This window comes from Pseudomonas sp. P4_C3, assembly GCF_056402075.1.
The window spans coordinates 1-23,808 of record NZ_JBFUIC010000069.1; the positions used below are offsets into that span (position 1 = coordinate 1).

21 protein-coding genes and 1 tRNA gene are annotated in these 23,808 nt (G+C 59.8%); 14 read left to right on the forward strand and 8 right to left on the reverse strand.

The annotated features are described in order from the left end of the window. Positions 1-131: 131 nt before the first annotated feature. Positions 132-208: transfer RNA gene (locus AC1DVH_RS13910), tRNA-Arg, on the reverse strand. 349 nt (positions 209-557) lie between these two features. Here AC1DVH_RS13910 and gabD point away from each other — a divergent pair. The 3 genes from gabD (at position 558) to AC1DVH_RS13925 (ending at position 4,816) form a co-directional block, all read left to right on the forward strand. Then, positions 558-2,000 (forward strand): NADP-dependent succinate-semialdehyde dehydrogenase, encoded by a 1,443-nt coding sequence (gabD, locus tag AC1DVH_RS13915; protein WP_442097738.1) that lies wholly within the window; start codon positions 558-560, stop codon positions 1,998-2,000. A gap of 196 nt (positions 2,001-2,196) precedes the next feature. Continuing rightward, a complete protein-coding gene (gene gabT / locus AC1DVH_RS13920; protein WP_223444247.1) occupies positions 2,197-3,474 on the forward strand; it encodes a 4-aminobutyrate--2-oxoglutarate transaminase in 1,278 nt (425 codons plus the stop codon). 127 nt (positions 3,475-3,601) lie between these two features. Beyond that, the gene (locus AC1DVH_RS13925) at positions 3,602-4,816 is read left to right on the forward strand and encodes an HDOD domain-containing protein (protein WP_477754285.1); all 1,215 of its coding nucleotides are present in this window, start codon (positions 3,602-3,604) and stop codon (positions 4,814-4,816) included. A gap of 122 nt (positions 4,817-4,938) precedes the next feature. Here the strand turns inward: AC1DVH_RS13925 and AC1DVH_RS13930 are convergent, their stop codons facing one another. Beyond that, positions 4,939-5,928 (reverse strand): GGDEF domain-containing protein, encoded by a 990-nt coding sequence (locus tag AC1DVH_RS13930; protein ID WP_477754286.1) that lies wholly within the window; start codon positions 5,926-5,928, stop codon positions 4,939-4,941. Between the two features lie 231 nt (positions 5,929-6,159). Beyond that, positions 6,160-7,344 (reverse strand): delta-9 fatty acid desaturase DesA, encoded by a 1,185-nt coding sequence (gene desA, locus AC1DVH_RS13935; RefSeq protein WP_477754287.1) that lies wholly within the window; start codon positions 7,342-7,344, stop codon positions 6,160-6,162. A 147-nt stretch (positions 7,345-7,491) separates the two neighbouring features. On the opposite strand from desA, the gene AC1DVH_RS13940 reads away from it, so the two are divergent. The 6 genes from AC1DVH_RS13940 to AC1DVH_RS13965 all read left to right on the forward strand — a co-directional run bounded on the left by AC1DVH_RS13940 (position 7,492) and on the right by AC1DVH_RS13965 (position 13,053). Beyond that, positions 7,492-8,730 carry a putative bifunctional diguanylate cyclase/phosphodiesterase gene (locus tag AC1DVH_RS13940; RefSeq protein ID WP_477754288.1) on the forward strand — a complete coding sequence of 413 codons (1,239 nt, stop codon included), beginning with the start codon at positions 7,492-7,494 and terminating at the stop codon, positions 8,728-8,730. A gap of 289 nt (positions 8,731-9,019) precedes the next feature. Further along, complete coding sequence (oscA, locus tag AC1DVH_RS13945) at positions 9,020-9,202, forward strand: sulfur starvation response protein OscA (RefSeq protein WP_056726967.1); 183 nt, start codon at positions 9,020-9,022, stop codon at positions 9,200-9,202. A 74-nt stretch (positions 9,203-9,276) separates the two neighbouring features. Continuing rightward, positions 9,277-10,290 (forward strand): sulfate ABC transporter substrate-binding protein, encoded by a 1,014-nt coding sequence (locus AC1DVH_RS13950; RefSeq protein ID WP_223463259.1) that lies wholly within the window; start codon positions 9,277-9,279, stop codon positions 10,288-10,290. A gap of 69 nt (positions 10,291-10,359) precedes the next feature. Then, positions 10,360-11,178 (forward strand): sulfate ABC transporter permease subunit CysT, encoded by an 819-nt coding sequence (gene cysT, locus AC1DVH_RS13955; RefSeq protein ID WP_007972956.1) that lies wholly within the window; start codon positions 10,360-10,362, stop codon positions 11,176-11,178. A gap of 12 nt (positions 11,179-11,190) precedes the next feature. After that, complete coding sequence (gene cysW / locus AC1DVH_RS13960; protein ID WP_429397638.1) at positions 11,191-12,060, forward strand: sulfate ABC transporter permease subunit CysW; 870 nt, start codon at positions 11,191-11,193, stop codon at positions 12,058-12,060. A gap of 3 nt (positions 12,061-12,063) precedes the next feature. Beyond that, a complete protein-coding gene (locus tag AC1DVH_RS13965; protein ID WP_477754289.1) occupies positions 12,064-13,053 on the forward strand; it encodes a sulfate/molybdate ABC transporter ATP-binding protein in 990 nt (329 codons plus the stop codon). A gap of 108 nt (positions 13,054-13,161) precedes the next feature. Here AC1DVH_RS13965 and AC1DVH_RS13970 read toward each other — a convergent pair whose 3' ends face one another. Further along, positions 13,162-13,686, reverse strand: a complete 525-nt coding sequence (locus AC1DVH_RS13970) for an Mpo1 family 2-hydroxy fatty acid dioxygenase (RefSeq protein WP_477754290.1) — start codon at positions 13,684-13,686, stop codon at positions 13,162-13,164. Between the two features lie 83 nt (positions 13,687-13,769). Here AC1DVH_RS13970 and AC1DVH_RS13975 point away from each other — a divergent pair, with 83 nt between their 5' ends. The 3 genes from AC1DVH_RS13975 (at position 13,770) to AC1DVH_RS13985 (ending at position 16,045) form a co-directional block, all read left to right on the forward strand. Then, positions 13,770-14,456 carry a Crp/Fnr family transcriptional regulator gene (locus tag AC1DVH_RS13975; protein WP_477754291.1) on the forward strand — a complete coding sequence of 229 codons (687 nt, stop codon included), beginning with the start codon at positions 13,770-13,772 and terminating at the stop codon, positions 14,454-14,456. A gap of 115 nt (positions 14,457-14,571) precedes the next feature. Next, positions 14,572-14,820: a helix-turn-helix domain-containing protein gene (locus AC1DVH_RS13980; protein ID WP_477754292.1), complete on the forward strand. Its 249-nt coding sequence runs from the start codon at positions 14,572-14,574 to the stop codon at positions 14,818-14,820. Further along, a complete protein-coding gene (locus tag AC1DVH_RS13985) occupies positions 14,813-16,045 on the forward strand; it encodes a type II toxin-antitoxin system HipA family toxin (protein WP_477754293.1) in 1,233 nt (410 codons plus the stop codon). Before AC1DVH_RS13980 ends, AC1DVH_RS13985 begins: the two co-directional genes overlap by 8 nt. Position 16,046: 1 nt before the next feature. Here the strand turns inward: AC1DVH_RS13985 and AC1DVH_RS13990 are convergent, their stop codons facing one another. Beyond that, the gene (locus AC1DVH_RS13990; protein ID WP_477754294.1) at positions 16,047-17,051 is read right to left on the reverse strand and encodes an AraC family transcriptional regulator; all 1,005 of its coding nucleotides are present in this window, start codon (positions 17,049-17,051) and stop codon (positions 16,047-16,049) included. Positions 17,052-17,151: 100 nt separating this feature from the next. On the opposite strand from AC1DVH_RS13990, the gene AC1DVH_RS13995 reads away from it, so the two are divergent. Continuing rightward, entirely contained in the window at positions 17,152-18,225 is a 1,074-nt protein-coding gene (locus AC1DVH_RS13995) for a fatty acid desaturase (protein WP_477754295.1), read from the forward strand. 90 nt (positions 18,226-18,315) lie between these two features. Here the strand turns inward: AC1DVH_RS13995 and AC1DVH_RS14000 are convergent, their stop codons facing one another. The 3 genes from AC1DVH_RS14000 to AC1DVH_RS14010 are packed head-to-tail and all read right to left on the reverse strand — an operon-like array spanning position 18,316 to position 22,352. After that, on the reverse strand, positions 18,316-19,926 hold the full coding sequence (locus tag AC1DVH_RS14000) for an arylsulfatase (protein WP_477754296.1): 1,611 nt from the start codon (positions 19,924-19,926) through the stop codon (positions 18,316-18,318). A gap of 15 nt (positions 19,927-19,941) precedes the next feature. Further along, the gene (locus AC1DVH_RS14005) at positions 19,942-20,757 is read right to left on the reverse strand and encodes an ABC transporter ATP-binding protein (protein WP_477754297.1); all 816 of its coding nucleotides are present in this window, start codon (positions 20,755-20,757) and stop codon (positions 19,942-19,944) included. Further along, the gene (locus AC1DVH_RS14010; protein ID WP_477754298.1) at positions 20,754-22,352 is read right to left on the reverse strand and encodes an ABC transporter permease; all 1,599 of its coding nucleotides are present in this window, start codon (positions 22,350-22,352) and stop codon (positions 20,754-20,756) included. Before AC1DVH_RS14010 ends, AC1DVH_RS14005 begins: the two co-directional genes overlap by 4 nt. Positions 22,353-22,753: 401 nt before the next feature. On the opposite strand from AC1DVH_RS14010, the gene AC1DVH_RS14015 reads away from it, so the two are divergent. After that, on the forward strand, positions 22,754-23,767 hold the full coding sequence (locus AC1DVH_RS14015) for an ABC transporter substrate-binding protein (protein ID WP_477754299.1): 1,014 nt from the start codon (positions 22,754-22,756) through the stop codon (positions 23,765-23,767). Positions 23,768-23,808 lie beyond the last annotated feature (41 nt).

A 23,808-nucleotide genomic window follows, 5' to 3' on the forward strand; every position in this document is an offset into this window, starting at 1 on the left:
GTGCTGCATAGCGCGAGAGACATTGGCCGGCTGTTTGAAAAAAACAGCATTGATCATTAGGTGCCAAGCCTTCAAACACCCACAAAAAAGCCCCAGACCCATAAGACCTGAGGCTTTCTCGTTACAGCGTATGGTGCACCAGGCGGGATTCGAACCCACGACCCCTGCCTTCGGAGGGCAGTACTCTATCCAGCTGAGCTACTGGTGCAATGCGGGCGCCATGATACTCATATGCATTGCGGGCGTCCWTGCTGCTGATTCGCCTGCGTTTATTACAAGCGTAACGGACGTTTGCTACGTTGATCAGAAAAAATAGGCAAAAGCGTCGTTTTCGTTCTTTTTTTCGAACAGGCTATTGTCCTTTACCCCCTTTGATCCTAGGATTCGTTTGAGATTTCAAACGCTCTTATCTGGGTGCTGAACCGCACGAGTTCAATCAGTGCGCTATTTATGTGCTTCAGCCCGGTGAATGATTTCCCTGACGGCAGCCTATCGAGGCGCCTTTCAACAATCATAATTTGCTCCGCGCGTGCGCGGTGCTGTTAAGGAAAGCCGACATGCAGCTTAAAGACACCCAGTTGTTCCGCCAGCAAGCCTTCATCGATGGCGCGTGGGTTGATGCGGACAATGGTCAGACGATCAAGGTCAACAACCCGGCAACGGGCGAAATTCTGGGCACCGTGCCGAAAATGGGTGCTGCCGAAACCCGCCGTGCGATCGAAGCTGCTGACAAAGCGCTGCCGGCCTGGCGTGCACTGACCGCCAAGGAACGTGCAAACAAGCTGCGTCGCTGGTTTGAGCTGATCATCGAGAACCAGGACGACCTGGCTCGCCTGATGACCCTGGAGCAAGGCAAGCCATTGGCCGAAGCCAAGGGCGAAATCGTTTACGCCGCTTCCTTCATCGAGTGGTTCGCCGAAGAGGCCAAGCGCATCTACGGTGACGTGATTCCGGGCCACCAGCCAGACAAGCGCCTGATCGTGATCAAGCAGCCAATCGGCGTGACCGCTGCCATCACCCCGTGGAACTTCCCGGCTGCAATGATCACCCGTAAAGCCGGCCCGGCCCTGGCCGCCGGTTGCACCATGGTGCTCAAGCCTGCTTCGCAAACTCCGTTTTCCGCTTTCGCCCTGGCCGAACTGGCCCAGCGTGCCGGGATCCCGGCTGGCGTGTTCAGCGTTGTTTCCGGCAGCGCCGGCGACATCGGCAGCGAGCTGACCAGCAACCCGATCGTGCGCAAGCTGTCCTTCACCGGTTCGACCGAAATCGGTCGTCAACTGATGTCGGAATGCGCCAAGGACATCAAGAAAGTGTCCCTGGAACTGGGCGGCAACGCTCCGTTCATCGTGTTCGACGACGCGGACCTGGATAAGGCCGTCGAAGGCGCGATCATTTCCAAGTATCGCAACAACGGTCAGACCTGCGTCTGCGCCAACCGCCTGTACATTCAGGATTCGGTCTACGACGCGTTCGCCGAGAAGCTGAAAGTGGCTGTGGCCAAGCTCAAGATCGGTAACGGTCTGGAAGCAGGCACCACCACTGGCCCGCTGATCGACGAAAAAGCCGTGGCCAAGGTGCAAGAGCACATTGCCGACGCCGTTGCCAAAGGYGCCACCGTGCTGTCCGGCGGCAAGTCGATGGAAGGTAACTTCTTCGAGCCGACCATTCTGACCAACGTGCCGAATAACGCTGCCGTGGCCAAGGAAGAAACCTTCGGTCCATTGGCTCCACTGTTCCGCTTCAAAGACGAAGCCGATGTGATCGCGATGTCCAACGACACCGAGTTCGGTCTGGCCTCGTACTTCTATGCTCGTGACCTGGGTCGCGTGTTCCGTGTGGCTGAAGCCCTGGAATACGGCATGGTCGGCGTCAACACCGGGTTGATCTCCAACGAAGTCGCACCGTTCGGCGGCATCAAGGCCTCGGGCCTGGGCCGTGAAGGCTCCAAGTACGGCATCGAAGATTACCTGGAAATCAAATACCTCTGCCTGGGCATCTAAGCTCGAAGGTATAAGCCGGGAAGGCATTGCTTGAAACGCAAAGGGCACGAGAGCGCTGTCCCTTTGCGTGCGTAAAACCGGAATTTTCTCGGTGGCCGGGAACGCTGTGGCAGTCGATCATCGCATGCTGCCGCCGTTGCTCCCCGTCGCTTTATCCTTGAACCACGCCGCCCGATGAGCGGTGAATGAGGAATGTATGAGCAAGACTAACGCTTCTTTGATGGCCCGCCGTACCGCTGCTGTTCCACGTGGTGTTGGCCAGATTCACCCGATCTTCGCCGATTCCGCGAAGAACGCGACCGTAACCGACGTTGAAGGTCGTGAGTTCATCGATTTCGCCGGCGGTATTGCTGTGCTGAACACCGGCCACGTGCACCCGAAAATCATCGCTGCCGTGACCGAGCAACTGAACAAGCTGACCCACACTTGCTTCCAGGTTCTGGCCTACGAGCCGTACGTGGAAGTGTGCGAAAAAATCAACGCCAAGGTCCCAGGTGATTTCGACAAGAAAACCCTGCTGGTGACCACCGGCTCCGAAGCCGTGGAAAACTCGATCAAGATCGCCCGTGCCGCTACTGGCCGTGCCGGCGTGATCGCGTTCACCGGCGCTTACCACGGTCGCACCATGATGACCCTGGGCCTGACCGGTAAAGTCGTGCCTTACTCGGCCGGCATGGGCCTGATGCCAGGCGGCATCTTCCGCGCGCTGTACCCGAACGAACTGCACGGTGTGAGCATCGACGATTCGATCGCTTCCATCGAACGCATCTTCAAGAACGACGCCGAGCCGAAAGACATCGCCGCGATCATCATCGAGCCGGTTCAGGGCGAAGGCGGTTTCTACGTCGCGCCTAAAGAGTTCATGAAGCGTTTGCGTGCCCTGTGCGACCAGCACGGCATCCTGCTGATCGCTGACGAAGTACAGACTGGCGCTGGCCGTACCGGTACTTTCTTCGCCATGGAACAGATGGGCGTTGCTGCCGACCTGACCACCTTCGCCAAATCCATCGCTGGCGGCTTCCCGCTGGCCGGTGTGTGCGGCAAGGCCGAATACATGGACGCCATCGCTCCAGGCGGCCTGGGCGGCACCTACGCCGGTAGCCCGATCGCTTGCGCCGCGGCCCTGGCCGTAATGGAAGTGTTCGAAGAAGAGCACCTGCTGGATCGTTGCAAGGCTGTTGGCGAGCGTCTGGTAACCGGCCTGAAGGCCATCCAGGCCAAGTACCCGGTGATCGGCGAAGTCCGTGCCCTGGGAGCGATGATCGCTGTCGAGCTGTTCGAAAACGGCGACAGCCACAAGCCGAACGCTGCAGCCGTGGCATCGGTTGTGGCCAAGGCTCGCGACAAGGGTCTGATCCTGCTGTCCTGCGGTACCTACGGCAACGTTCTGCGCGTCCTGGTACCGCTGACTTCGCCGGACGAGCAACTGGACAAAGGCCTGGCGATCATCGAAGAGTGCTTCTCCGAGCTCTGATCACCCAGTGTGACCTGATCCACAAAAAAACCGCTTCGGCGGGTTTTTTCATGTCCCTGGAAACCCATTAGCGCTGTATCGAATGGCCAGCATTGGCTAAGGTTCCTGCATCGCCAGGGAGAGCTGTATGACAACCGTCATTTTACCCGCCGTTCCAAGAGTCCTGATCGCCGAGGCCGACCCCTGGTCCCGGGATTTGCTCAAGGAAGTGTTGTTGAACGTACGCTGCGATGCGCGGCTGGATTTGTGCGCCGATGGCCAGCAAGCGCTGGAGCTATTGGCTGCCAACCCCTATGACCTGGTGATCGCCGACTGGGAGTTGCCCGGTGTCGATGGCCTGAATGTCCTGCGCAATATACGACAGCGCAAACGCAATCCGCCGCTGCCGTTCATTCTGATGAGCAGCCGCAACGACAGTGCCAGCGTGCGCGAGGTCTTGCCGCTGGCACCGGCCGCTTACTTGACCAAACCCCTGAATATGGAAAGCCTGACCCATCGGTTGCAGGGGTTGCTGCTGAATGCTGGCGAAGAAGTCTCGTGCGAAGTGCCGTCGCTGGCACCGGGCATGACGCTGTCGGTGTTTCTGGAGCGTCGCCGGGAATTGGCCGACGGCGCGCCGCTGATGACCGACGTGCAAGTGGCGGTCAAACGCAGCCTCAATCCCAATGGCCTCGACCTGACGGTGCTGGAAGACGAAGTCCGCACCGATCCGCAGGTCACGGCCGTGTTGATCGCCGCTGCCAGCAGCGCGGCCCAGCACCACGGCGCCGCTGTGCAAACCCTGTCCCAGGCGCTGCATCGCCTGGGCACCGGGCAGAGCATGAACCTGATTCTYGGGCTGGCGCTCAAGCGCAGTGCCCGGCTCAGCGATCCGCAACTGGCCGACTATGCTGAGCGATACTGGGATCTGTCCCTGCATACCGCCGAATACGCGCGAACCCTGGCGCGCTTGCTCGATCTGGATCAGGAGCGCTGCTATTGCGCCGGCATGTTGCACCGTCTCGGCGATCTGGCGTTGCTGCGCTGTTTGCAGGAATGGAAGCAGGCCGGTGGTGAACTGGACGAGCTGGAGGAAGTGGGCGAAGCGCTGGTTGAATTTGGCGCGGCCTATGGTTCGGCCCTGCGCACGCGCTGGCGCCTGCCACTGGAGTTGCGGGAGCTGATTGCGGCGGCCTACCAGCTCGGTGGCGGGGTTTATTCCCGCGAAGCGCTGGTGATGAACATGGCGGCGCAGATGGCGCGCCTGACTGAGCATGAGGGCATCGAGGAACTGGCGAAGAGCCGGACGGCGCGGTTGCTCAAGATTGGCTTGCCGGAGTTGATGCGTTTGCGCAGGAAGTAAGTACACCACCCCCTGTGGGAGCGAGCTTGCTCGCGATGAGGGGCTGACATTCAACATCAATGTCGACTGATAGTCCGCCATCGCGAGCAAGCTCGCTCCCACAGGGTTCCTGGGTGATCCTGTCAGGCAGTGACAATCCGGTTCTTGCCCTCGCGCTTGGCCTGGTACATCGCGGCATCCGCGCGGGAAAACAGGTTTTCCACGTTTTCGTCCGCGGCGGTCAGGCTGGTCAGGCCCTGGCTGACGGTGATGCCGAACGTCTGGCCTTCATGGGTGAAACGCAATCGCTGAATCTGCTGTTGCAAGCGTTCAGCCACTTGCAGGGCCATCTGCGGCGTACAGCCGGGAAATACCGCTGCGAATTCCTCACCGCCAATGCGCCCGAACAGGTCGCCACGGCGCAACGCTGCGCGGCCGCTATCGGCGATGCGTTGCAACACGTTGTCGCCTTCCTGGTGACCGTAGGTGTCGTTGATTATTTTGAAGTCATCGATGTCCAGCATCAGGAACGACAGCGGCTCGCCCCGTTGCCGGGCGTGTGCGAACTCGCGGTGGGCGCATTCGAAGAAATGCCGGCGATTGCTGCTCTGGGTCAGGGCGTCGGTGGTGGCCAGGCGGTGCAGCTCGCTTTCCATCCGCTTCTTGTCGGTGATGTCTTCGGCAATGCCGACGATGATCACCGGTTGCCCCGGCTCGGCCTGGCGGTTGATGTAGCATTTGTCGCTGAGCCAGCGCACCTGTCCGTCGGCGGCGATGATTCGATACTCGCGGTCTTCGACGGCGCCTTTGTCCAGCACTTCGGCCAGGCTGCGTTCGGCATAGTCCAGGTCGTCGGGATAGATGCTGTCGCGCCATTGATCGCAGTCGGCCAGCAGTAGATCGGCCGAACGGCCAAAGATCCGCTCATAGGCCGGGCTGACGTAAAGCACCCGGCGGGTTTCCCAATCGAATGCCCACAGCACCGCGTTGACGCTCATCAGCAGGGTGTTGAACAGCTGTTCGCGTTCGCTCAGGCGTGCGACTTCGCCTTGGGCGTGCATGAGCGCCATCAGGGTCTGCGCGGCCTCGGGCCAATGGGACGGAGATGAGTCTTGCAGGTTTTTTTCGTCCATCGACACAAATCTCAAAGGGCATGCCGCGTGCGATCGCGGCCAACATCAAGCCCGCCGGGGATGGCGAAGTGTCTTTGAGATAGGGCTTTTCAGATGAAGTTCCCGCCTTTTGTGGCGAGTGAGCTGGCTCCCGCCGGGCGGTACTGGCGACGCGATTTTTTCAGTCAGGCGATAAACCAATGTGGGAGCGAGCAGGCTCGCTCCCACAGGTTTTGCGGCTGCGCGCTGCAATCAGACAGCGGCAGGACGCAGGGAGTAGGTTTTCAACTGATCGGCGAAGTCGCGCAGAGACTGAATCCCGCTGGCTTCAGCTTCGTGTACCCAGTCCTTGATGGCCGCCAGCATGTCGTGACCATTTGAGCTGGTCTTGATCCAGATCTGCTGCAGGGCCAGGCGTTTCTCGTAAATTACCTTCAGCGCCTGACTGTGTTCGAGCATGTTCTGGATGCGTACATGGTGTTTGTCATCCAGCAGGCTGGTCTCCCGCGAAAGCAGGCGTTTGGCCCGGTGGAACTGGTGACGTACCGAGTGATCGACCTTTTCCAGCTCTTGCTTGACCAGCGGGCCGATCACCAACTTGCGGTACTGGGCCATGATCTGGAAGCGGTTGTTGAGGATCGCCATGGCGGTGTCCATGTCCAGGTTGCCCTTGCCTTCGACGCGATGGGCAATCGGCGCAACCCGTTGAACCTTGGCCAGGCGCAGGAAGCTGAAGACTTGAATCCACGCCCAGCCCAGGTCGAATTCCCACTTCTTCACCGACAGTTTTGCCGAGTTAGGGTAGGTGTGATGGTTGTTATGCAGTTCTTCGCCGCCAATCAGGATGCCCCAAGGCACCAGGTTGGTCGCCGCATCGCGGCATTCGAAGTTGCGGTAGCCGATGGCATGGCCCAGGCCATTGACCACGCCGGCGGCCCACACCGGGATCCACATCATCTGGATGGCCCAGATGGTGATGCCGATGGTGCCGAACAGCAGCAGGTCGATAACGCCCATGATCGCGATGCCCAGCAGTGGGTAGCGGCTGTAGAGGTTGCGCTCGATCCAGTCTTCGGGGCAGTTCTTGCCGTAGATGCGCAGCGTCTCGGGGTTTTCCGCTTCGGCGCGGTACAACTCGGCGCCTTTGCGTAGCACCGTGGACAAACCCTTGACGACCGGGCTGTGCGGATCATCGACGGTTTCGCATTTGGCGTGATGCTTGCGGTGGATGGCGGTCCACTCGCGGGTGTTCTGCGCCGTGGTCAGCCACAGCCAGAAACGGAAGAAATGCTTGAGGCCCCCATTCAGCTCCAGGGAGCGATGGGCCGAGTAACGATGCAGATAGACCGTTACGGCGATGATTGTGACATGGGTCATCAGCAGGGTGACTGCCACCAGCGACCAGGCGGACAAGCCAAGAAAACCTTCGTACCACATAGGCTGTAGGGCCCTCGATAAAGAAAAAAACAGCCGTTGCATTATCACTAAGCCCGCACAGAAAACCAGTCGCCCTTTCAGATAAGAGTGGCTGGATGTGTCTTTAAACCATCATTCCAACCTTTTTGTAGGGACATGGGCCGCCGGATGTCTGCCACCTATCGCAATGCCTTGCGCGCAGCGCTGCTCTATCTGTTGCTTTCTGCGGTTTGGCTGCAGATCAGTGGCTATTTATTAAACAGTTTCTTCGATAGCTCTGCCGAGCGACTGCGATGGCAACTGATCAACGGTTATGTCTGGGTGCTGTTCAGCGCGGGGTTGATCTTCATTGCCCGGGCGCGGCTGCTGCGGTGCTTGGGGGGCGGCGACAAATTGCGTGAGCGCGATGCCGACCGCATGCACCTGGCGCACCACGATCCGCTGACCGGCCTGCCGAACCGCCTGTTGTTCACCGACCGCGCCAACACCAGCATCGGCATCGGCCTGTTCCCCAGCGATGCCTTGAGCGTCGAGCAACTGCTGCGCAATGCCGACTCTGCACTGTTCAAGGCCAAGAGTGCGGGGCGCAATGATTATGCCCTRTACACCGAAGAGCTGACGGCCCACGCCCAGCAACGGTTCGAGATTGCCTTCGAATTGCGCCGCGCCCTGGATCGGCAAGAGCTGCGGGTTTATTACCAGCCGGTTCACGACCTCAAGCCCCGTCGCCTGATTGGCGTCGAGGCGCTGGTGCGTTGGCAGCACCCGCAGCGGGGCCTGGTGTCGCCGGCGGAATTCATTCCGGTCGCCGAACGAACCGGTCTGATTGCTGAAATCGATGCCTGGGTCATGGCGCAGGCGTGCCGGCAGATGTGCCAGTGGCAGCAGAGTGGAGTGGTGCTGTCGTTCGTTGCGGTCAACGTTTCTTCGCGCCTGTTCGCCCGTCGTGAGCTGTATCAGCAGGTGGCGCAGGTCTTGCGCGAAACCGGGCTGGAGCCGGCGTTTCTGGAGCTGGAAGTAACCGAAAGCGCGGTGATGGAGGACCCGGAAGTCGCGCTGGAGCAAATGCATCGTCTGCGCGAGTTGGGTGTGCGCCTGGCCATCGACGACTTTGGTACCGGTTATTCATCGTTGCTGCGGCTCAAGCGTCTGCCGGTGCAAAAATTGAAAATCGACCAGGGTTTCGTTGCCGGTTTGCCGTGGGATGAGGACGATGCGGCGATTTCAAGGGTGATCATTGCCCTGGCGCAAAGCATGGGCATGCAGGTGCATGCCGAGGGGATCGAGCAGGTCGAACAGGCTGCTTTCCTGCTCGAACAGGGATGTGATCTGGGTCAGGGCTATTGGTTTGGGCGGCCGGTGCCGGCGGTGCAGCTGGATTGGGCTCATGTCCCGGTCATCGCCTGATTTACAAAATCCCTGTGGGAGCGAGCTTGCTCGCGATGAGGGAGTGTCAGTCGMCAKWWMTGTCGACTGAYATTCCGCTATCGCGAGCAAGCTCGCTCCCACAGGTTTTTCTGTGTCCCTGAAAGTGGGCTATTCACCTCAAGCCCTTGTCCCTTCAGTTAATCTCTTCTGGTTATATAAACATTCTTAAATAGTCTTTTTAAGAATATCTGTGTCTCTCTAGTATTGCTCTCACGCCGCAAGCAGTGCCGACACTGCGAGGCAACCTCTCAGTTGAAGGAGCAGCAATATGAGCGCATCCCTGCGTAGCGTCGACGGTCAAGACGAAGCCACCATCCTGCGTGAAATCCAGAGTGCCCTGCGCGACCTGCGCTTTGGCGCCGTGGAAATCACTGTGCACAACGCCCAGGTGGTGCAGATCGAACGCAAAGAAAAATTCCGTTTGCAGCAGCCGGGCAACAAGTCGGGCTGAGGCGAATCAGGTACCGCGATTTCCGATATCCCATAAGAAAAGCCAACACACCAAGAATTCCAGGAGCTTTCACCATGTCGTCGATTCGTCATTTCGCTTTGGCCGCCCTGGCCAGCGCCCTTTTTGCCGGTTCCGCCGTTGCCAAGGACTACGAGTTGCTCAACGTGTCGTACGACCCGACCCGCGAGCTGTACCAGGACTACAACGCTGAGTTCATCAAGTTCTGGCAGAAGGACCACGCCGGCGACACCGTGAAGGTCCAGCAATCCCACGGCGGTTCGGGCAAGCAAGGTCGGGCGGTGATCGATGGCCTGCGTGCCGACGTCGTGACCCTGGCCCTGGCCGGTGACATCGACGAAATCGCCAAACTCGGCAAAACCCTGCCAGCCGACTGGCAAAAACGCCTGCCGGACGCCAGCACGCCGTACACCTCGACCATCGTGTTCCTGGTGCGCAAGGGCAACCCCAAAGGCATCAAGGACTGGGGCGACCTGGTCAAGAATGACGTCTCGGTGATCACGCCGAACCCGAAAACCTCCGGCGGTGCACGCTGGAACTTCCTCGCGGCCTGGGCCTATGGCCTCAAAGCCAATGGCGGCGACGAAGCCAAGGCCAAGGAATACGTACAGACCCTGTTCAAGCACGTGCCAGTGCTGGACACCGGCGCTCGCGGTTCGACCATTACCTTCGTCAACAACGGTCAGGGCGACGTATTGCTGGCCTGGGAAAACGAAGCTTTCCTGGCCCTGAAAGAAGAGGGCGGCGCCGACAAGTTCGACATCGTCGTGCCTTCGCTGTCGATCCTCGCCGAGCCACCGGTGGCGGTGGTCGACAAAAATGCCGAGAAAAAGGGCAACGAGCAGATCGCCGAGGCCTACCTCAAGCACCTGTACAGCCCGGCCGGCCAGGAAATCGCGGCGAAGAACTTCTATCGTCCACGTGACAAGGACGTGGCCGCGAAGTACGCCCAGCAGTTCCCGAAACTGGAACTGGTGAGCATCGACAAGGACTTCGGCGGCTGGAAAGCCGCACAGCCGAAATTCTTCAATGACGGGGGCGTGTTCGACCAGATCTATCAGGCACAGTAATATTAAATAGCCATCAACGAGCCCCGGATTCACCTCCGGGGCTCAGTGCGTTCTCAACCAAGGACTTTTATGTCGCGTCGTATCTCCCCCGTCATACCCGGCTTCGGGCTGACGCTGGGCTACACCTTGGTGTACCTCAGCCTGATTGTGCTCATACCACTGGCGGCGATGTTCGTGCATGCCGCTCAACTCACCTGGGATCAGTTCTGGGCAATCATCTCGGCACCACGGGTGCTGGCGGCGCTGAAGCTCAGCTTCGGCACCGCCCTGTGTGCCGCGATCATCAACGGCATCATCGGCACGCTGCTGGCCTGGGTATTAGTGCGCTATACCTTCCCTGGACGAAAAGTGATCGATGCAATGATCGACTTGCCGTTCGCGTTGCCCACGGCGGTCGCCGGTATTGCGCTGACGGCGTTGTACACGCCTACCGGCCTGGTGGGTCAGTTTGCAGCGGATCTGGGTTTCAAGATCGCCTACACCCCCCTGGGCATCACCCTTGCCCTCACTTTCGTGACACTTCCATTCGTGGTACGTACCGTACAGCCAGTATTGGCGGATATTCCTCGTGAAGTGGAAGAAGCGGCAGCGTGCCTGGGTGCAAAACCCTTGCAGGTTTTCCGCCATATCCTGCTGCCGGCACTGCTGCCTGCATGGCTCACCGGTTTCGCTCTGGCCTTTGCCCGCGGGGTCGGCGAGTATGGTTCGGTGATATTCATCGCCGGCAACATGCCGATGAAAACCGAGATTCTGCCGCTGCTGATCATGGTCAAGCTCGACCAATACGATTACACCGGCGCTACCTCCATTGGTGTACTGATGCTGGTGGTTTCCTTCGTCCTGTTGCTGCTGATCAACTTGTTGCAGCGGCGCATCGAAACCCCATAAGGAGGCGCACCCATGTCCCAATCGTCTATTGCTGCCGCTTCCTCGAACGCTGCCCGCCGTGGCAGTGCGAATTCGCGGCGAATCCTGATTGGCCTTGGCTGGCTGATTTTTGCGCTGTTCCTGCTGCTGCCGCTGTTCATCGTGGTGTCCCAAGGGCTGAAGCTCGGCCTCGGGGCGTTTTTCACAGCGATCTTTGAACCGGACGCGCTGTCGGCACTGAAACTCACGGTCATCGCCGTGCTGATTTCGGTGCCGCTGAACCTGGTGTTCGGCGTCAGCGCCGCCTGGTGCGTGAGCAAATACTCGTTCCGCGGCAAGAGCATGCTGGTGACGCTGATCGACCTGCCGTTCTCGGTATCGCCGGTGATTGCCGGTCTGGTGTACGTGCTGATGTTCGGCGCCCAAGGCTTGTTCGGGCCTTGGTTGCAGGATCACGACATCCAGATCGTTTTCGCCCTGCCGGGCATCGTGCTGGCGACGATTTTCGTCACCGTGCCGTTCGTGGCCCGTGAGCTGATCCCGCTGATGCAGGAACAAGGCACCCAGGAAGAGGAAGCTGCGCGCCTGCTCGGGGCCAACGGCTGGCAGATGTTCTGGCATGTCACCGTGCCCAACATCAAATGGGGCCTGATCTACGGCGTGGTGTTGTGTACCGCGCGGGCCATGGGGGAGTTCGGTGCGGTGTCGGTGGTTTCCGGGCACATTCGCGGGGTGACCAACACCCTGCCGTTGCACGTCGAGATCCTCTACAACGAATACAACCACGTGGCCGCGTTCGCCGTGGCGAGCCTGTTGCTGATCCTGGCGCTCTTCATCCTGCTGCTCAAGCAGTGGAGCGAAAACCGTATCAACCGCCTGCGCGCCAGCGCCGCGGAGGAATAATTCATGTCGATCGAAGTGCGTAACGTCAGCAAGAACTTCCATGCCTTCAAGGCGCTGGACAACATCAGCCTGGACATCCAGAGCGGCGAACTCGTCGCACTGCTCGGYCCSTCGGGCTGCGGCAAGACCACGCTGCTGCGGATCATCGCCGGCCTGGAAACCCCGGACCAGGGCAACATCGTGTTCCACGGTGAGGACGTCTCCGGCCACGACGTACGGGATCGCAACGTCGGTTTCGTGTTCCAGCACTACGCCCTGTTCCGCCACATGACGGTGTTCGACAACGTCGCGTTCGGCCTGCGCATGAAACCGAAAAACCAGCGCCCGAACGAAAGCCAGATCGCAACCAAGGTTCACGAACTGCTGAACATGGTGCAACTGGACTGGTTGTCGGATCGCTACCCGGAACAACTCTCCGGCGGTCAGCGCCAGCGCATTGCGTTGGCCCGAGCGCTGGCGGTGGAGCCGAAAGTGCTGCTGCTCGACGAACCCTTCGGCGCCCTCGATGCCAAGGTCCGTAAAGAACTGCGCCGCTGGTTGGCGCGTCTGCACGAAGATATCAACCTGACCTCGGTGTTCGTGACCCATGACCAGGAAGAAGCGATGGAAGTCGCCGACCGCATCGTGGTGATGAACAAGGGAGTGATCGAGCAGATCGGCTCACCGGGCGACGTCTACGAAAACCCGGCCAGCGATTTCGTTTATCACTTCCTCGGTGATTCGAACCGTCTGCATCTGGGCGAGGATAAACACGTGCTGTTCCGTCCGCACGAGGTGTCGCTGTCGCGCCATGAACTGGAAGACCATCACGCGGCTGAAGTGCGGGACATTCGGCCACTGGGGGCGACGACCCGGGTGACCCTGAAGGTCGAAGGGCAGAGCGATCTGATCGAAGCCGAAGTGGTGAAGGATCACGACAGCCTGATCGGTCTGGCGAAGGGCGAGACGCTGTTCTTCAAGCCGAAGGTCTGGCAGAAGGTTGCCAACATTTAAAGCAAAAGCATCGCGAGCAAGCTCGCTCCCACAGGGTTTTGGGTTGGCACAAAAATATTGTGTTCAACCCTGATTCACTGTGGGAGCGAGCTTGCTCGCGATGGCGTCTTACGCCGCAGCGTTTTTCTGACGCAGACGCACCCCACCCGCCCGCGCCTCGATCTGCTCTTTGAGCTCATGCCGCATCCCCAGCATGAACGCCAGCTCCGCCACCACAAACAACGGCCCGACAATCAGCCCCATCACATCATCGACAAAGGCCGGTTTGCGTCCTTCGTAGTGATGCCCGACAAACTGAATCGCCCAGCCCACCACAAACATGCCGATGCCGCTGGCGAGCCAGACGAATGTGCTTTGCTGCGCCAGCGCATGACCGGCCCAGACACTCAGCCCGAGCAACACGGTCATCAACACGCCCAGGCGCAACTCCAGGCGCAGGTAAAACCACGCCGATGCCAGCGAGACAAGCACCGCCGGTGACAGCCACACGCCGCCCAGCGACCACTGCGGCCGCGACAGCAACACCGCAACGGCCACCACGATCAGCGGGATACCGATAAAGTGCGATGCGATGTTGCGCGGGTCACGATGGTAGGCAGCGTATTGACTGAGGTGGTCGACGAGGCTTTTCATTGTTGTTCTCCTGTGGGGTGATTGATCATGCCCCGGGTTCATTTCCCGCTCTGTCAGCCAGGCGACAATCTCTAGGAGTTTTCATGGATATGCAGGTCTGGCGTCCACGCCTGATGAGCGGTCAGTGGTTCAGCCATTTGCCTGATTCCCTACAGGATAGTCTGCTGTCGGCGGCCAGGTTGCGGCGCCTGTCGCCGGGCCAGCGGCTGTTCAAGCGCGGTGATCCGCCCTGTGGCCTGTACGCGGTACTTGAAGGCGCGGTGCGCGTCGGTGCCGTGAGCGAGCAGGGCAAGGAAGCCTTGTTGAGCCTGGTGGAGCCGCCGCACTGGTTCGGCGAAATCTGCCTGTTCGATGGCCAGCCACGCACCCACGATGCCTACGGCGTCGGCCAGTGCACACTGCTGAATATTCCCCAAAATACGTTGCTGGCACTGCTCGACGAGCATCCGCAGCACTGGCGGCAACTGGCGTTGCTGATGAGCCAGAAATTGCGCATGACCTTCATCAACCTCGAACAGTTGAGCCTGTTGCCGGCCCCGGCACGGCTGGCGCACCGCTTGTTGATGATCGCCGAAGGTTATGGCGAGACCGCCCCCCCGCGTCGCGTCCTGCAACTGCCCCAGGAGCAGTTGGCATCGATGCTGTCGCTGTCGCGCCAGACCACCAACCAGATCCTCAAGGATTTGCAGGGGCAGGGAATCATCGGGCTGAGTTACGGCGAAATCGAAATTATCGATGCCGCGCGGTTGCGGGTGTTGGCGATGGTTTGATGCCTGATTAGGGCGTCAGCAAATGTAGCTGGACTTCGATCAAAATCTGCACTAAATACAATGCATAGTTGTTAATTTGACAATATATGCACTGTATGTAATGCATGGTGATGATATGGAAAACCTTGGCGAACTGATCCGAACCTTGCGCAAGGAGAGAAAACTCTCTCAGCAAGACGTGGCACAGAAGTACGGAATGAGCCGTGCAACAATCTCCGGCATCGAAAACAACACCATTTCCGAAATTGGTCTGCGCAAGGTCGAGGCGATACTCAACGGCTTCGGTTATGAGCTGACCGCCGTGCCGCGACAATCGAAGCGGCCGACGCTGGACACCCTGAAAAAGGTGGATTTCCATGGATGAGCCGCAGGAAAAGGATCGACTGGCTATCAGCGTTTCCAACAGTGCGGTCGGAATCCTCGGTCGTGGCCAGCCTCCCATCGACACCGTGTTTGCCTACGCCGAAAACGCGCCCGAACAAAACGCCGTCTCGTTGACCATGCCGGTGCGTCTGGAGAGTTACGCGTGGGAACCAGGTGTCCCACCGGTTTTTGAAATGAATCTGCCTGAGGGAGCCCTGCGCGATGAATTGACACGACGCTTCAGCAAGGCCGTTCGAGGGTTTGACGATTTTTCGATGCTGGCCATCGTCGGCCCGCACCAGCTCGGAAGAGTCGGCATTTCAAAGGCGCAGGATCCGGGCGACCGGCCACCTGAAACCAGCCTGGCGGACCTTCTTGTACATGATGGTGCGCAAGGTTTGTTCGAGGACCTCTTGCAGACCTATGGCCAGTATTCGGGCGTTTCCGGTGTACAGCCGAAGGTACTGGTGCGTGACAGCGCGTCATCCATTGATCGGCTGTCCCATCGGGGGGCGACGCATCTGGTCAAAGCCTTTCGTCCAGAGCAATACCCGGAACTCGCTGCCAATGAATACTTCTGCATGCGGGCGGCGTTACATTCGGGACTTGAGGTACCGAAGTTTCAGCTCAGTGAACACGGTAAATTTCTGATCGTTGAACGCTTCGACCTGAATGAAAAAGGTTACTTGGGGTTCGAGGACTTCTGCGTGCTCAATGCGTGGCCTTCAAAAGCCAAATACGATGGTTCATACGAAGGTGCGGCCAAGCAGATCAAGGCCTTTGTTTCTCCTCCTTTGCTCAATCAGGCACTTGAGTCGTTTTTCAAAATCGTCGCGCTTTCATCGGGTCTGAAAAATGGCGACGCGCACCTCAAGAATTTTGGCGTTCTCYACGAAGATTGTGGTGTCGATGCGCCAATCAGCCTGGCACCTGCCTACGACATCATCACCACTTCGATCTACATCAAGACCGATAGCATGGCGTTGTTATTGGGCGGATCGAAGGCGTGGCCCAAGTACAAAATGCTGATGCGATTTGGTCGCTCCGCCTGCAATTTGACCGAGGGGCGCTGCAACGAATTGCTGCAACAAGTCATCCATGGGATGGAAATGGCGATGGGCGAGATGGGCCAACACATAAAGGCAAACAGTGCCTTTGCCGAGATTGGAGAGGCAATGCTGGAGCAGTGGAACGAGGGTATGGTACGCAGTCTGGTCAAAGGCTAGATCAGCGCAACCCATCCCGAAACTGCCCCGGTGTCATCCCGGTCCAGCGCTTGAACGCACGACTGAAGCTGCTGGTGTCGGCAAACCCGAGCAGATAACTGATTTCGCTCAACGAGCATTGCGGATCGCGCAGGTGCAGCAACGCCAGGTTCTCACGGCTTTCGTTGAGCAGCGTATCGAACCGGCAGCCTTCATCGGCCAGGTGCCGTTGCAGGCTGCGCAGGCTCAGGTGCAGGGCCTTGGCGATGTGTTCGGCGCTGGGTTCGCCTTCGGGCAGTTGTTCTTCAATTGCATCGCGGACCTTGCGTTCCCACGTCAGCGGCTGGAGTTGTGCCAGGGTGCGCTTGAGCACCGTTTCATTGTGTTCGGCCAGTTCCGGGTTGGCGTCATCCAGGTGGCTGTCGAAGTCGACGAGGGCGAATTCCAGTCGATCCTCGTCGGCGCCGAAGTGCACGGGCGAGCGAAAGACTTTATGCCATTGATGCGCGTCTGCCGGCTCCGGACGGCGCAGGTAGGTCGCCAGCGGTGCATAGTCGCGGCCTAGGCGATTGCGGCAGGTGCGCACGTAAATCGCCATGAACGCATCGATGGCCTCGAAGGCCGGGGCCGGGTTGCCGGCAGGGATTTTCAGGCGGAAACAGTAGTGATCTTCGGTGCGGGTCAGTTCCAGTTCCAGGGCATCGCTGACCACCTGGTGATAGCGCACGATGCGCTCGAACACTTCCCGCAGGCTGCCGCTGGCGACCAGCGCATAACCCAGCGCATGGAAGGTGGTCGGGCTGACGAAACGCGAAACCCGCAAACCAATCGCCGGGTCACCGCTGGCCTGCACCGCCAGACTCCACAGGTGCGTGGTGCCCGACAGCGGGTAGCGCGCGTTCGGGTCGTCCATCAGTTGCGGGTCGAGCCCCGCTTGCTGGCACAGGGCGGTGCTGTCGATGCCCAGGGCATCGAGTTGCTTGCGCAGGGCGCGGGTCCAGCTGGCGAGGGAGGTCGGTTCAGTCATGCTGATTGGCGCTTCCGGTCAACAGGTTGGCGTTCTCGGCTACCGCATTGCGAGGTTCCGCAAGGCAGGATGCAACCATCAATAACCAGAGGATGGAAGCATGAGTGGCACTTCTGCAAGCCCCCAGCGACTGAATACATCACAGCGATCAGCGCATATCCGTGAAGTGGTACTGGCCAAAGGCGTCGAGTTGCGCGAGCGCTATCCGTTTTTCAAGCATCAGGACGCCATGGGCGCGGGCATTCTGGCCTTCGCCCTGGCCGGCATGGTCGGTTCGGCCGCGCTCTACATGACCGGCCACATGGCCTGGTGGGCGTGCGTGTTGCTCAATGCGTTTTTCGCCTCGTTGACCCATGAGCTGGAACACGACCTGATCCACAGCATGTACTTCCGCAAGCAGAAAGTGCCGCACAACCTGATGATGGGCTTGGTGTGGCTGGCGCGGCCGAGCACCATCAACCCATGGATTCGCCGCCACCTGCACCTCAACCACCACAAGGTCTCCGGCTCCGAAGCCGACATGGAAGAACGCGCCATCACCAATGGCGAGCCATGGGGGTTCGCACGGTTTCTGATGATTGGCGACAACATCATGTCGTCGTTAATCCGCATGCTGCGGGCCAAGACCTTGGCCATGAAGTTCAGCATCATTTACCGCACGCTGAAGGTCTACGCACCGCTGGCGCTGATGCATTGGGGGGCGTGGTACGTGTTTCTCGGCTTCCACGCAGCGAACGGCGTTGCGCATCTGATGGGCGCACCGATCGAGTGGTCCGCGACTACGTTGTCGGTGATGCAGGTGATCGACATCGCGGCAGTCGTGATCATCGGCCCGAACGTGTTGCGCACGTTCTGCCTGCACTTCATCAGCTCGAACATGCATTACTACGGAGACGTGGAGCCGGGCAACGTGATGCAGCAAACGCAAGTACTGAACGCGTGGTGGTTGTGGCCGTTGCAGGCGTTCTGCTTCAACTTCGGCAGCAGCCACGGGATCCATCACTTTGTGGTGAAGGAGCCGTTTTACATCCGCCAGTTGACCGTGCCGGTGGGGCACAAGGTGATGCGCGAGATGGGTGTGCGGTTCAATGATTTCGGAACGTTTGCGCGGGCTAACCGGTTTGAGCGCAAGGAAGAAGTTCAGGGGCAGGCTGTGGAGGGTGCGCGTGCCTGATGGCCTCTTCGCTGGCAAGCCAGCTCCTACAAAGGCCGCGCATAACCTGTAGGAGCTGGCTTGCCAGCGAAGGCGGTAGTTCAGGCAACATCAATCCGGCTGAAACGGCGACTCACTCAGGATCACCCCGGTCTCATCCACATACCGCTGCCAGTGCTCGATCAAGGCACCAAGCTTGTGCGGTTGGCTCGACGCCAGGTCATGAATCTCCCCCGGATCATTGCCCAGGTCATACAGTTGCCAGGTCGCCGGCCCCACCGGTCCCGGAATGTACACCGCCTTCCATTGCCCCTGTCGAATCGCTCGCCGACCGAACAGTTCCCACCCGGTGACAGTCTGCTCGTCATGCACTTGCGCCGTCTCGCCCGACAGAAACCCCAGCCACGACTTGCCGCGAACTTCCGCCACGGGTTTGCCATGCCACTGCTTGCCCGGATGGCGCACACCGGCGAGGTCGAGAATGGTCGGCGTGATGTCCATCACCGTGCCGAAACCGTGGCTGATCTGTCCCTTGAGCGGCAGTTGCGGGTAATGCACCAGCGCCGGCACGCGAATCCCGCCTTCGGTGGTGAAGGCCTTGAACAGCCGCGATGGCGCGGTCGCCACTTGCGCCCAGTTCGGCCCGTACCAGACGTAGGAGTTGGCGCGGCCGATGTTGTCCAGGCTGTTGTCGTAATGCTGGTTGAGATAGGTCAGCAACTGCGGGCCGAATTTCGGGAAGGCCTCCAGCAATGCCCCTTCGGCGCCGTTATCGGACATGAACAGGATGAACGTATTGTCCAGTTGCCCTTGCTGGCGCAGATAGTCAACGACACGCCCGATGTTCCAGTCCATGCGCTCGACCATCGCCGCATAAACCTCCATGGCCCGCGCGGAGATCTGTCGTTGCTCGTCGCTCAGGGCATCCCATTGTGCAGTCAGCTGGATCAACGGATGCGGCTCGACATCGGCCTCGATCAGCCCCAGTTTTTTGAGTTTTTCCAGGCGCTCGAGGCGCAGTACTTCAGGGCCGGCGTCATAGCGCCCATGGTATTTCTCCACCACCTCGGCCGGTGCCTGCAATGGCCAGTGTGGTGCGGAAAACGGCAGATAGGCGAAGAACGGCCGGGTCTGGTCGCGCTCCTTGAGGTATTGCAGCAGCTTGTCGCCAAAGGCGTCGGAGGAGTAGAAATCCTTGGGCAGTTCATCAATGAAGGTGTCGTCTTCGATGTACAGCGCCGGCGTGGATTTCAGCAGCCGTGGCGTCGTTTCATCGTAGGTCGGCTCGAACCCGTAGTGGTTGGCCGCGCCGGGCAACAGCGAAAACGAACGCTCGAAACCCCGGGCATGGGGCGCCAGTTCTGCGGTCAGGCCCAAGTGCCATTTGCCGCTCATCAAGGTCTGGTAGCCGGCCTCGCGCAGCAGTTCGGGCAGGGCGACCACGCGGTCGTTCAAGTGCCCTTCGTAACCGGGTTTACCGATCAGATCCGGGGTCAACGCTTCGGCCATGGTGCCGATGCCGGCGATGTGGTGATCGGTGCCGGTGAGCAGCATCGAACGGGTCGGCGAGCAGGTTGGTGCGGTGTGAAAATCGGTCAGGCGCAGGCCATTGTTGGCCAATGCATCGAGGTTCGGCGTGTTGATTTCGCCACCGAAGGCGCCGAGGTCGGAAAAGCCCAGGTCATCGGCCAGGATCACTAGAAAGTTGGGACGTTGCGGCATCAAGCATTTCCTTTTTCAGTAGGCTATGAAGGACAGCGGCAGATCGCGGACCTGCACCGGCACGGGGGGCTGGTAGTGATCGTCGCTGGTGAGTTCGTGCAGCAGTTCTTCGCGCAGCTGGTGGAAGTCGAAACTGCTACGCTGGCGCGGATGGGGCAGGGCAACGTCGACCACTTGCTTGATCCGCCCCGGACGCGGCTCCATCACCACCACGCGGTCGGCGAGGAAGATCGCTTCCTCGACGTCGTGGGTGACCAGCACCGTGGTGATTTTTGCCCGCGCGCGGATCGCCAGCAGTTCGTCCTGCATCTGTTGGCGGGTCAGCGCATCGAGGGCGCCGAAGGGCTCATCCAGCAGCAGAATCCGTGGGCTGGCCACCAGGCCGCGAGCAATGGCCACGCGCTGCGCCATGCCGCCGGAGAGCTGGTGCGGATAGGCGCGAGCGAAGTCGCTCAAGCCCACCAATTCGATGAAATCGCTGATGCGCTTTTGCTTTTGCACAGCGCTCAATGGCTCGTTGACCAGGCCCAGGCCGATGTTGTCGGCCACGCTCAGCCACGGGAACAAGCGGTGTTCCTGAAAGACGATGCCGCGCTCGCCGCCGATGCCGGTGACGGCTTTGCCGTCCACACGGATCTGCCCGCGAAATTGTGTGTCGAGGCCCACCAGCAGCCGTAGCAAAGTGGATTTGCCGCAACCGCTGGAACCGACGATGGCGACGAACTCGCCCTCGGCAATCTCCAGGTTGAATTCTCGAATGGCCTCCAGTTCGAAGCCGTCGACATCGAAGGTTTTGCCCACGTGATTGAAGCTGACAATTGATGYGTTCATGCGTGTCTCCAGCGAGTGGCGCGGATTTCCAGGCGTTGGCCAATGAGGTTGAGCAGGGCACCGGTCAGGCCCACCAGCAGCATGCCGGCCATGATCAGGTCCATGCGCAGCAGTTGTTGGGCGCCGATCATCTGGCTGCCGATGCCGCCGTTGGACGGCATGAAATATTCGGCGCCGATGGTGCCGAGCCAGGCGTAGATCAGGCTCAGCCTGAGCCCGGCGAAAATTCCCGGCGCCGCGCCCGGTAGCACCAGTCGACCGAGGCGCTGGCGCAGATCCAGGCGTAACACCTGCGCGGCTTCGTTCAGTTGCGGCGACAGGTGCGCGACGCTGCGTTGGGTGGCGATAAACAGCGGGAAAAAGGCGGCGAGGGCAACGAACACCCACTTGGCCAATTCCCCCAGACCGAACCACGCGGTGAGCAGTGGCACCCAGGCGAATATGGCGATCTGGCGGAGGGCGGCGAGGGTTGGGCCGAGCACGCGTTCACTGGTGTGCGACAGCCCGAGCAGTAATCCCAAGGCAAACCCGAGCCCGCCACCGAGCAGTAACCCGCCAAGGGTTCGGCCCAGGCTCAGGGCCATGCTGCCAATCAAAGTGCCGTCGAACAAACCATCCCGGGTTGTCTGCAGGACGGCCAGCGGGCTGACCAGAATGCTCGCGTCAACCCACTGCTGATCCGAGGTCAGTTGCCACAACGCCAGAAGCACCAATGGCAGCAGCCACGGTTGCAGACGTTGCCAGCCTTGATAATGCGGCCCGCGACGGATTTCGGCGGTGGCCGGGTGCGGCCAGTGCACCAGTTTCCTGTCCAGCAGACCGATGCCGCGATCCATCGCCACGCCGATCAGGCCGATCACCACGATGCACACGAAGACGATGTCGAGCATGAACAGCTGTCGCGCCCAGACCATCAGGTAACCGATGCCTTCGCTGGACGCGAGCAGTTCGACAGCCAGCAGCGAGGTCCAACCGGCAGCCAGCGCGAGGCGTACACCGGCCATGAATGCCGGCAGTGCGGCAGGCAGCACCAGGCGTCGGATCAACAGATGCCTGGGCAAGCGCAACACGGCGGCGGCCTCGCGCAGCTTTGGTTGTGCATCGCGCACACCGACCAGTGTATGCAAGGTCACTGGCACCACGATGGCCTTGATCAGCACCACCAGTTTCAGCACTTCGCCAATGCCGAAAAACACCATGAACAATGGAATCCAGGCCAAGGTCGGAACTTGCGCCAACCCGGCGAAGGTCGGAAACACCAGGCGCTCCAGTCGACGACTGAAACCCAGTGCCGCACCCAAAACAGCACCAGCGCTGATACCGGCCAGCAGCCCCCAGAACAAGCGTTGCAGGCTGATCCACAAATGACTCCACAACTCGCCTTGGGACAATTCCAGCGCGCTGTTCCAGACCAGGCTCGGTGCCGGCAGGATCTGCTCGCTCATCCAGTGCTGGCGGCTGGCGAGCCACCACAATGCAAACAAACCGACTGGCAATAACCACGGCAGCAACCGCTGGCCCAGCCGCGGCCACAGCAACTTGCCGTTAAGCGGCGGTGCGGCAAGGGGTAGGCTGAGAAGAGAAACACGGGCCATGGGCGACCTCCGTTGTCGGGTTGCAATACAAGCCTGCTTTTTGTGGGAGCGAGCTTGCTCGCGATGAGGGCGTGTCAGGCGGCTTATGTGCTGGATGACACACCGCCATCGCGAGCAAGCTCGCTCCCACAGGGTTCAAGGCGTATGCAAAATTGATCTATAAAAATTAAAATCAATGCTATTGAGAGATAAGAAAAGCCATTTAAGGCCTCCAGCTCAGCTGCATCCAATGCATTCAACGAATATTTTCAATGCCGTTCCTGCATACCCGGGCAAGAGGCCCGGAAGTGTTGATATAGATCTAAATGGTCTAAAAATGTGAATTTATAGTATTTAAGTGTTGGTTCCACTTCAGCCTACTTTCGGCTCCTCAACGCCCGTTGCCCCAAGGAGCCGCACCCATGAACCTTCCCTTCAAACGTGTCATCAGCCTGTTCGCCGCACCGGCCCTGGCGGGTCTGCTGGCCATCACGGCCAACGCTAGCGAACTCAAGGAAATCCGCATCGCCGTGCCGGACCTGAGTGCCGGTACCCAGCACAGTGGTGGCGGTGTCGTGGATGTGCTGCGTGATCAACAGATCTTCGAAAAGGCTTTCGCCGATCAAGGCATCAAGATTCAGTGGAGCTTCTTCAAGGGCGCAGGCCCGGTGATCAACGAGGCATTCGCCAACGGTCAAGTGGACCTGGCCTACCTCGGCGATCTGGCGGCCATCATCGGCAAGTCCAATGGTCTGGATACGCGACTGCTCAGTGCCTCTGCGCGCGGGGTGAAGCATTACCTCGGCGTGGTACCGGGTTCGGGGATCAAGACCCTGCAGGACCTCAAGGGCAAACGCGTGGCCATCTTCCGTGGCACCGCCAGCCAGTTGTCCTTCGATGCGGCGCTGGCCAGCCAGGGGTTGAGCGAGAAGGACGTGAAAGTCATCAACCTCGACTTCAACGCGGCGGTCGCGGCGCTGGCGGCGAAGCAGATCGATGCCTCGTGGGGCGGTTCCGGGCTCACGGCGTTACAGGCCAAGGGGCTGGCCGAGTTGCCGCTCAATACCAAGGATCTGGGCGGTGCCGGCAGCGTGCAGGCGGTGCTGATAGGGACCGGGAAGTTTGTCGATGCGCATCCGGAGGCGGTGGCGAAACTGCTCAAGGCCCAACAGCAGGCCGTTGAGTGGCTGACCCAGGACAGCAACAAGGACGCCTACATTCAGTTGGTGTCGGGGTTGGCGAGTTATCCACCGGTGATTCTTTCTCAGGATTTGAAGGATCAGAAGCTGAGCGAGGTTTTCCCTTCGACGCTCGATCCGGTGTTCCTTGGCAAGTTGCAGGATGCTGTGGATTTGGCTTCGCAGCAGAAGTTGATTCGCAAGTCGTTCAAGGTCAGTGACTGGGTAGCGCCCGAGTTGGCGGCGGCGAAGCTTTGAAATCTCAGATGATCGCAGCCTTCGGCAGCTCCTACATCGAT

Bases quoted from the DNA above. Each gene is read 5' to 3' on its own strand.
- AC1DVH_RS13975 (WP_477754291.1), top strand. From the start codon at position 13,770: ATGGATATGCAGGTCTGGCGTCCACGCCTGATGAGCGGTCAGTGGTTC.
- desA (WP_477754287.1), bottom strand. From the start codon at position 7,344: ATGTGGTACGAAGGTTTTCTTGGCTTGTCCGCCTGGTCGCTGGTGGCA.
- gabT (WP_223444247.1), top strand. From the start codon at position 2,197: ATGAGCAAGACTAACGCTTCTTTGATGGCCCGCCGTACCGCTGCTGTT.
- AC1DVH_RS13930 (WP_477754286.1), bottom strand. From the start codon at position 5,928: ATGGACGAAAAAAACCTGCAAGACTCATCTCCGTCCCATTGGCCCGAG.
- oscA (WP_056726967.1), top strand. From the start codon at position 9,020: ATGAGCGCATCCCTGCGTAGCGTCGACGGTCAAGACGAAGCCACCATC.
- AC1DVH_RS14010 (WP_477754298.1), bottom strand. From the start codon at position 22,352: ATGGCCCGTGTTTCTCTTCTCAGCCTACCCCTTGCCGCACCGCCGCTT.
- cysT (WP_007972956.1), top strand. From the start codon at position 10,360: ATGTCGCGTCGTATCTCCCCCGTCATACCCGGCTTCGGGCTGACGCTG.
- AC1DVH_RS14015 (WP_477754299.1), top strand. From the start codon at position 22,754: ATGAACCTTCCCTTCAAACGTGTCATCAGCCTGTTCGCCGCACCGGCC.
- AC1DVH_RS13970 (WP_477754290.1), bottom strand. From the start codon at position 13,686: ATGAAAAGCCTCGTCGACCACCTCAGTCAATACGCTGCCTACCATCGT.
- AC1DVH_RS14000 (WP_477754296.1), bottom strand. From the start codon at position 19,926: ATGCCGCAACGTCCCAACTTTCTAGTGATCCTGGCCGATGACCTGGGC.
- AC1DVH_RS13980 (WP_477754292.1), top strand. From the start codon at position 14,572: ATGGAAAACCTTGGCGAACTGATCCGAACCTTGCGCAAGGAGAGAAAA.
- cysW (WP_429397638.1), top strand. From the start codon at position 11,191: ATGTCCCAATCGTCTATTGCTGCCGCTTCCTCGAACGCTGCCCGCCGT.
- AC1DVH_RS13990 (WP_477754294.1), bottom strand. From the start codon at position 17,051: ATGACTGAACCGACCTCCCTCGCCAGCTGGACCCGCGCCCTGCGCAAG.
- AC1DVH_RS13950 (WP_223463259.1), top strand. From the start codon at position 9,277: ATGTCGTCGATTCGTCATTTCGCTTTGGCCGCCCTGGCCAGCGCCCTT.
- AC1DVH_RS13995 (WP_477754295.1), top strand. From the start codon at position 17,152: ATGAGTGGCACTTCTGCAAGCCCCCAGCGACTGAATACATCACAGCGA.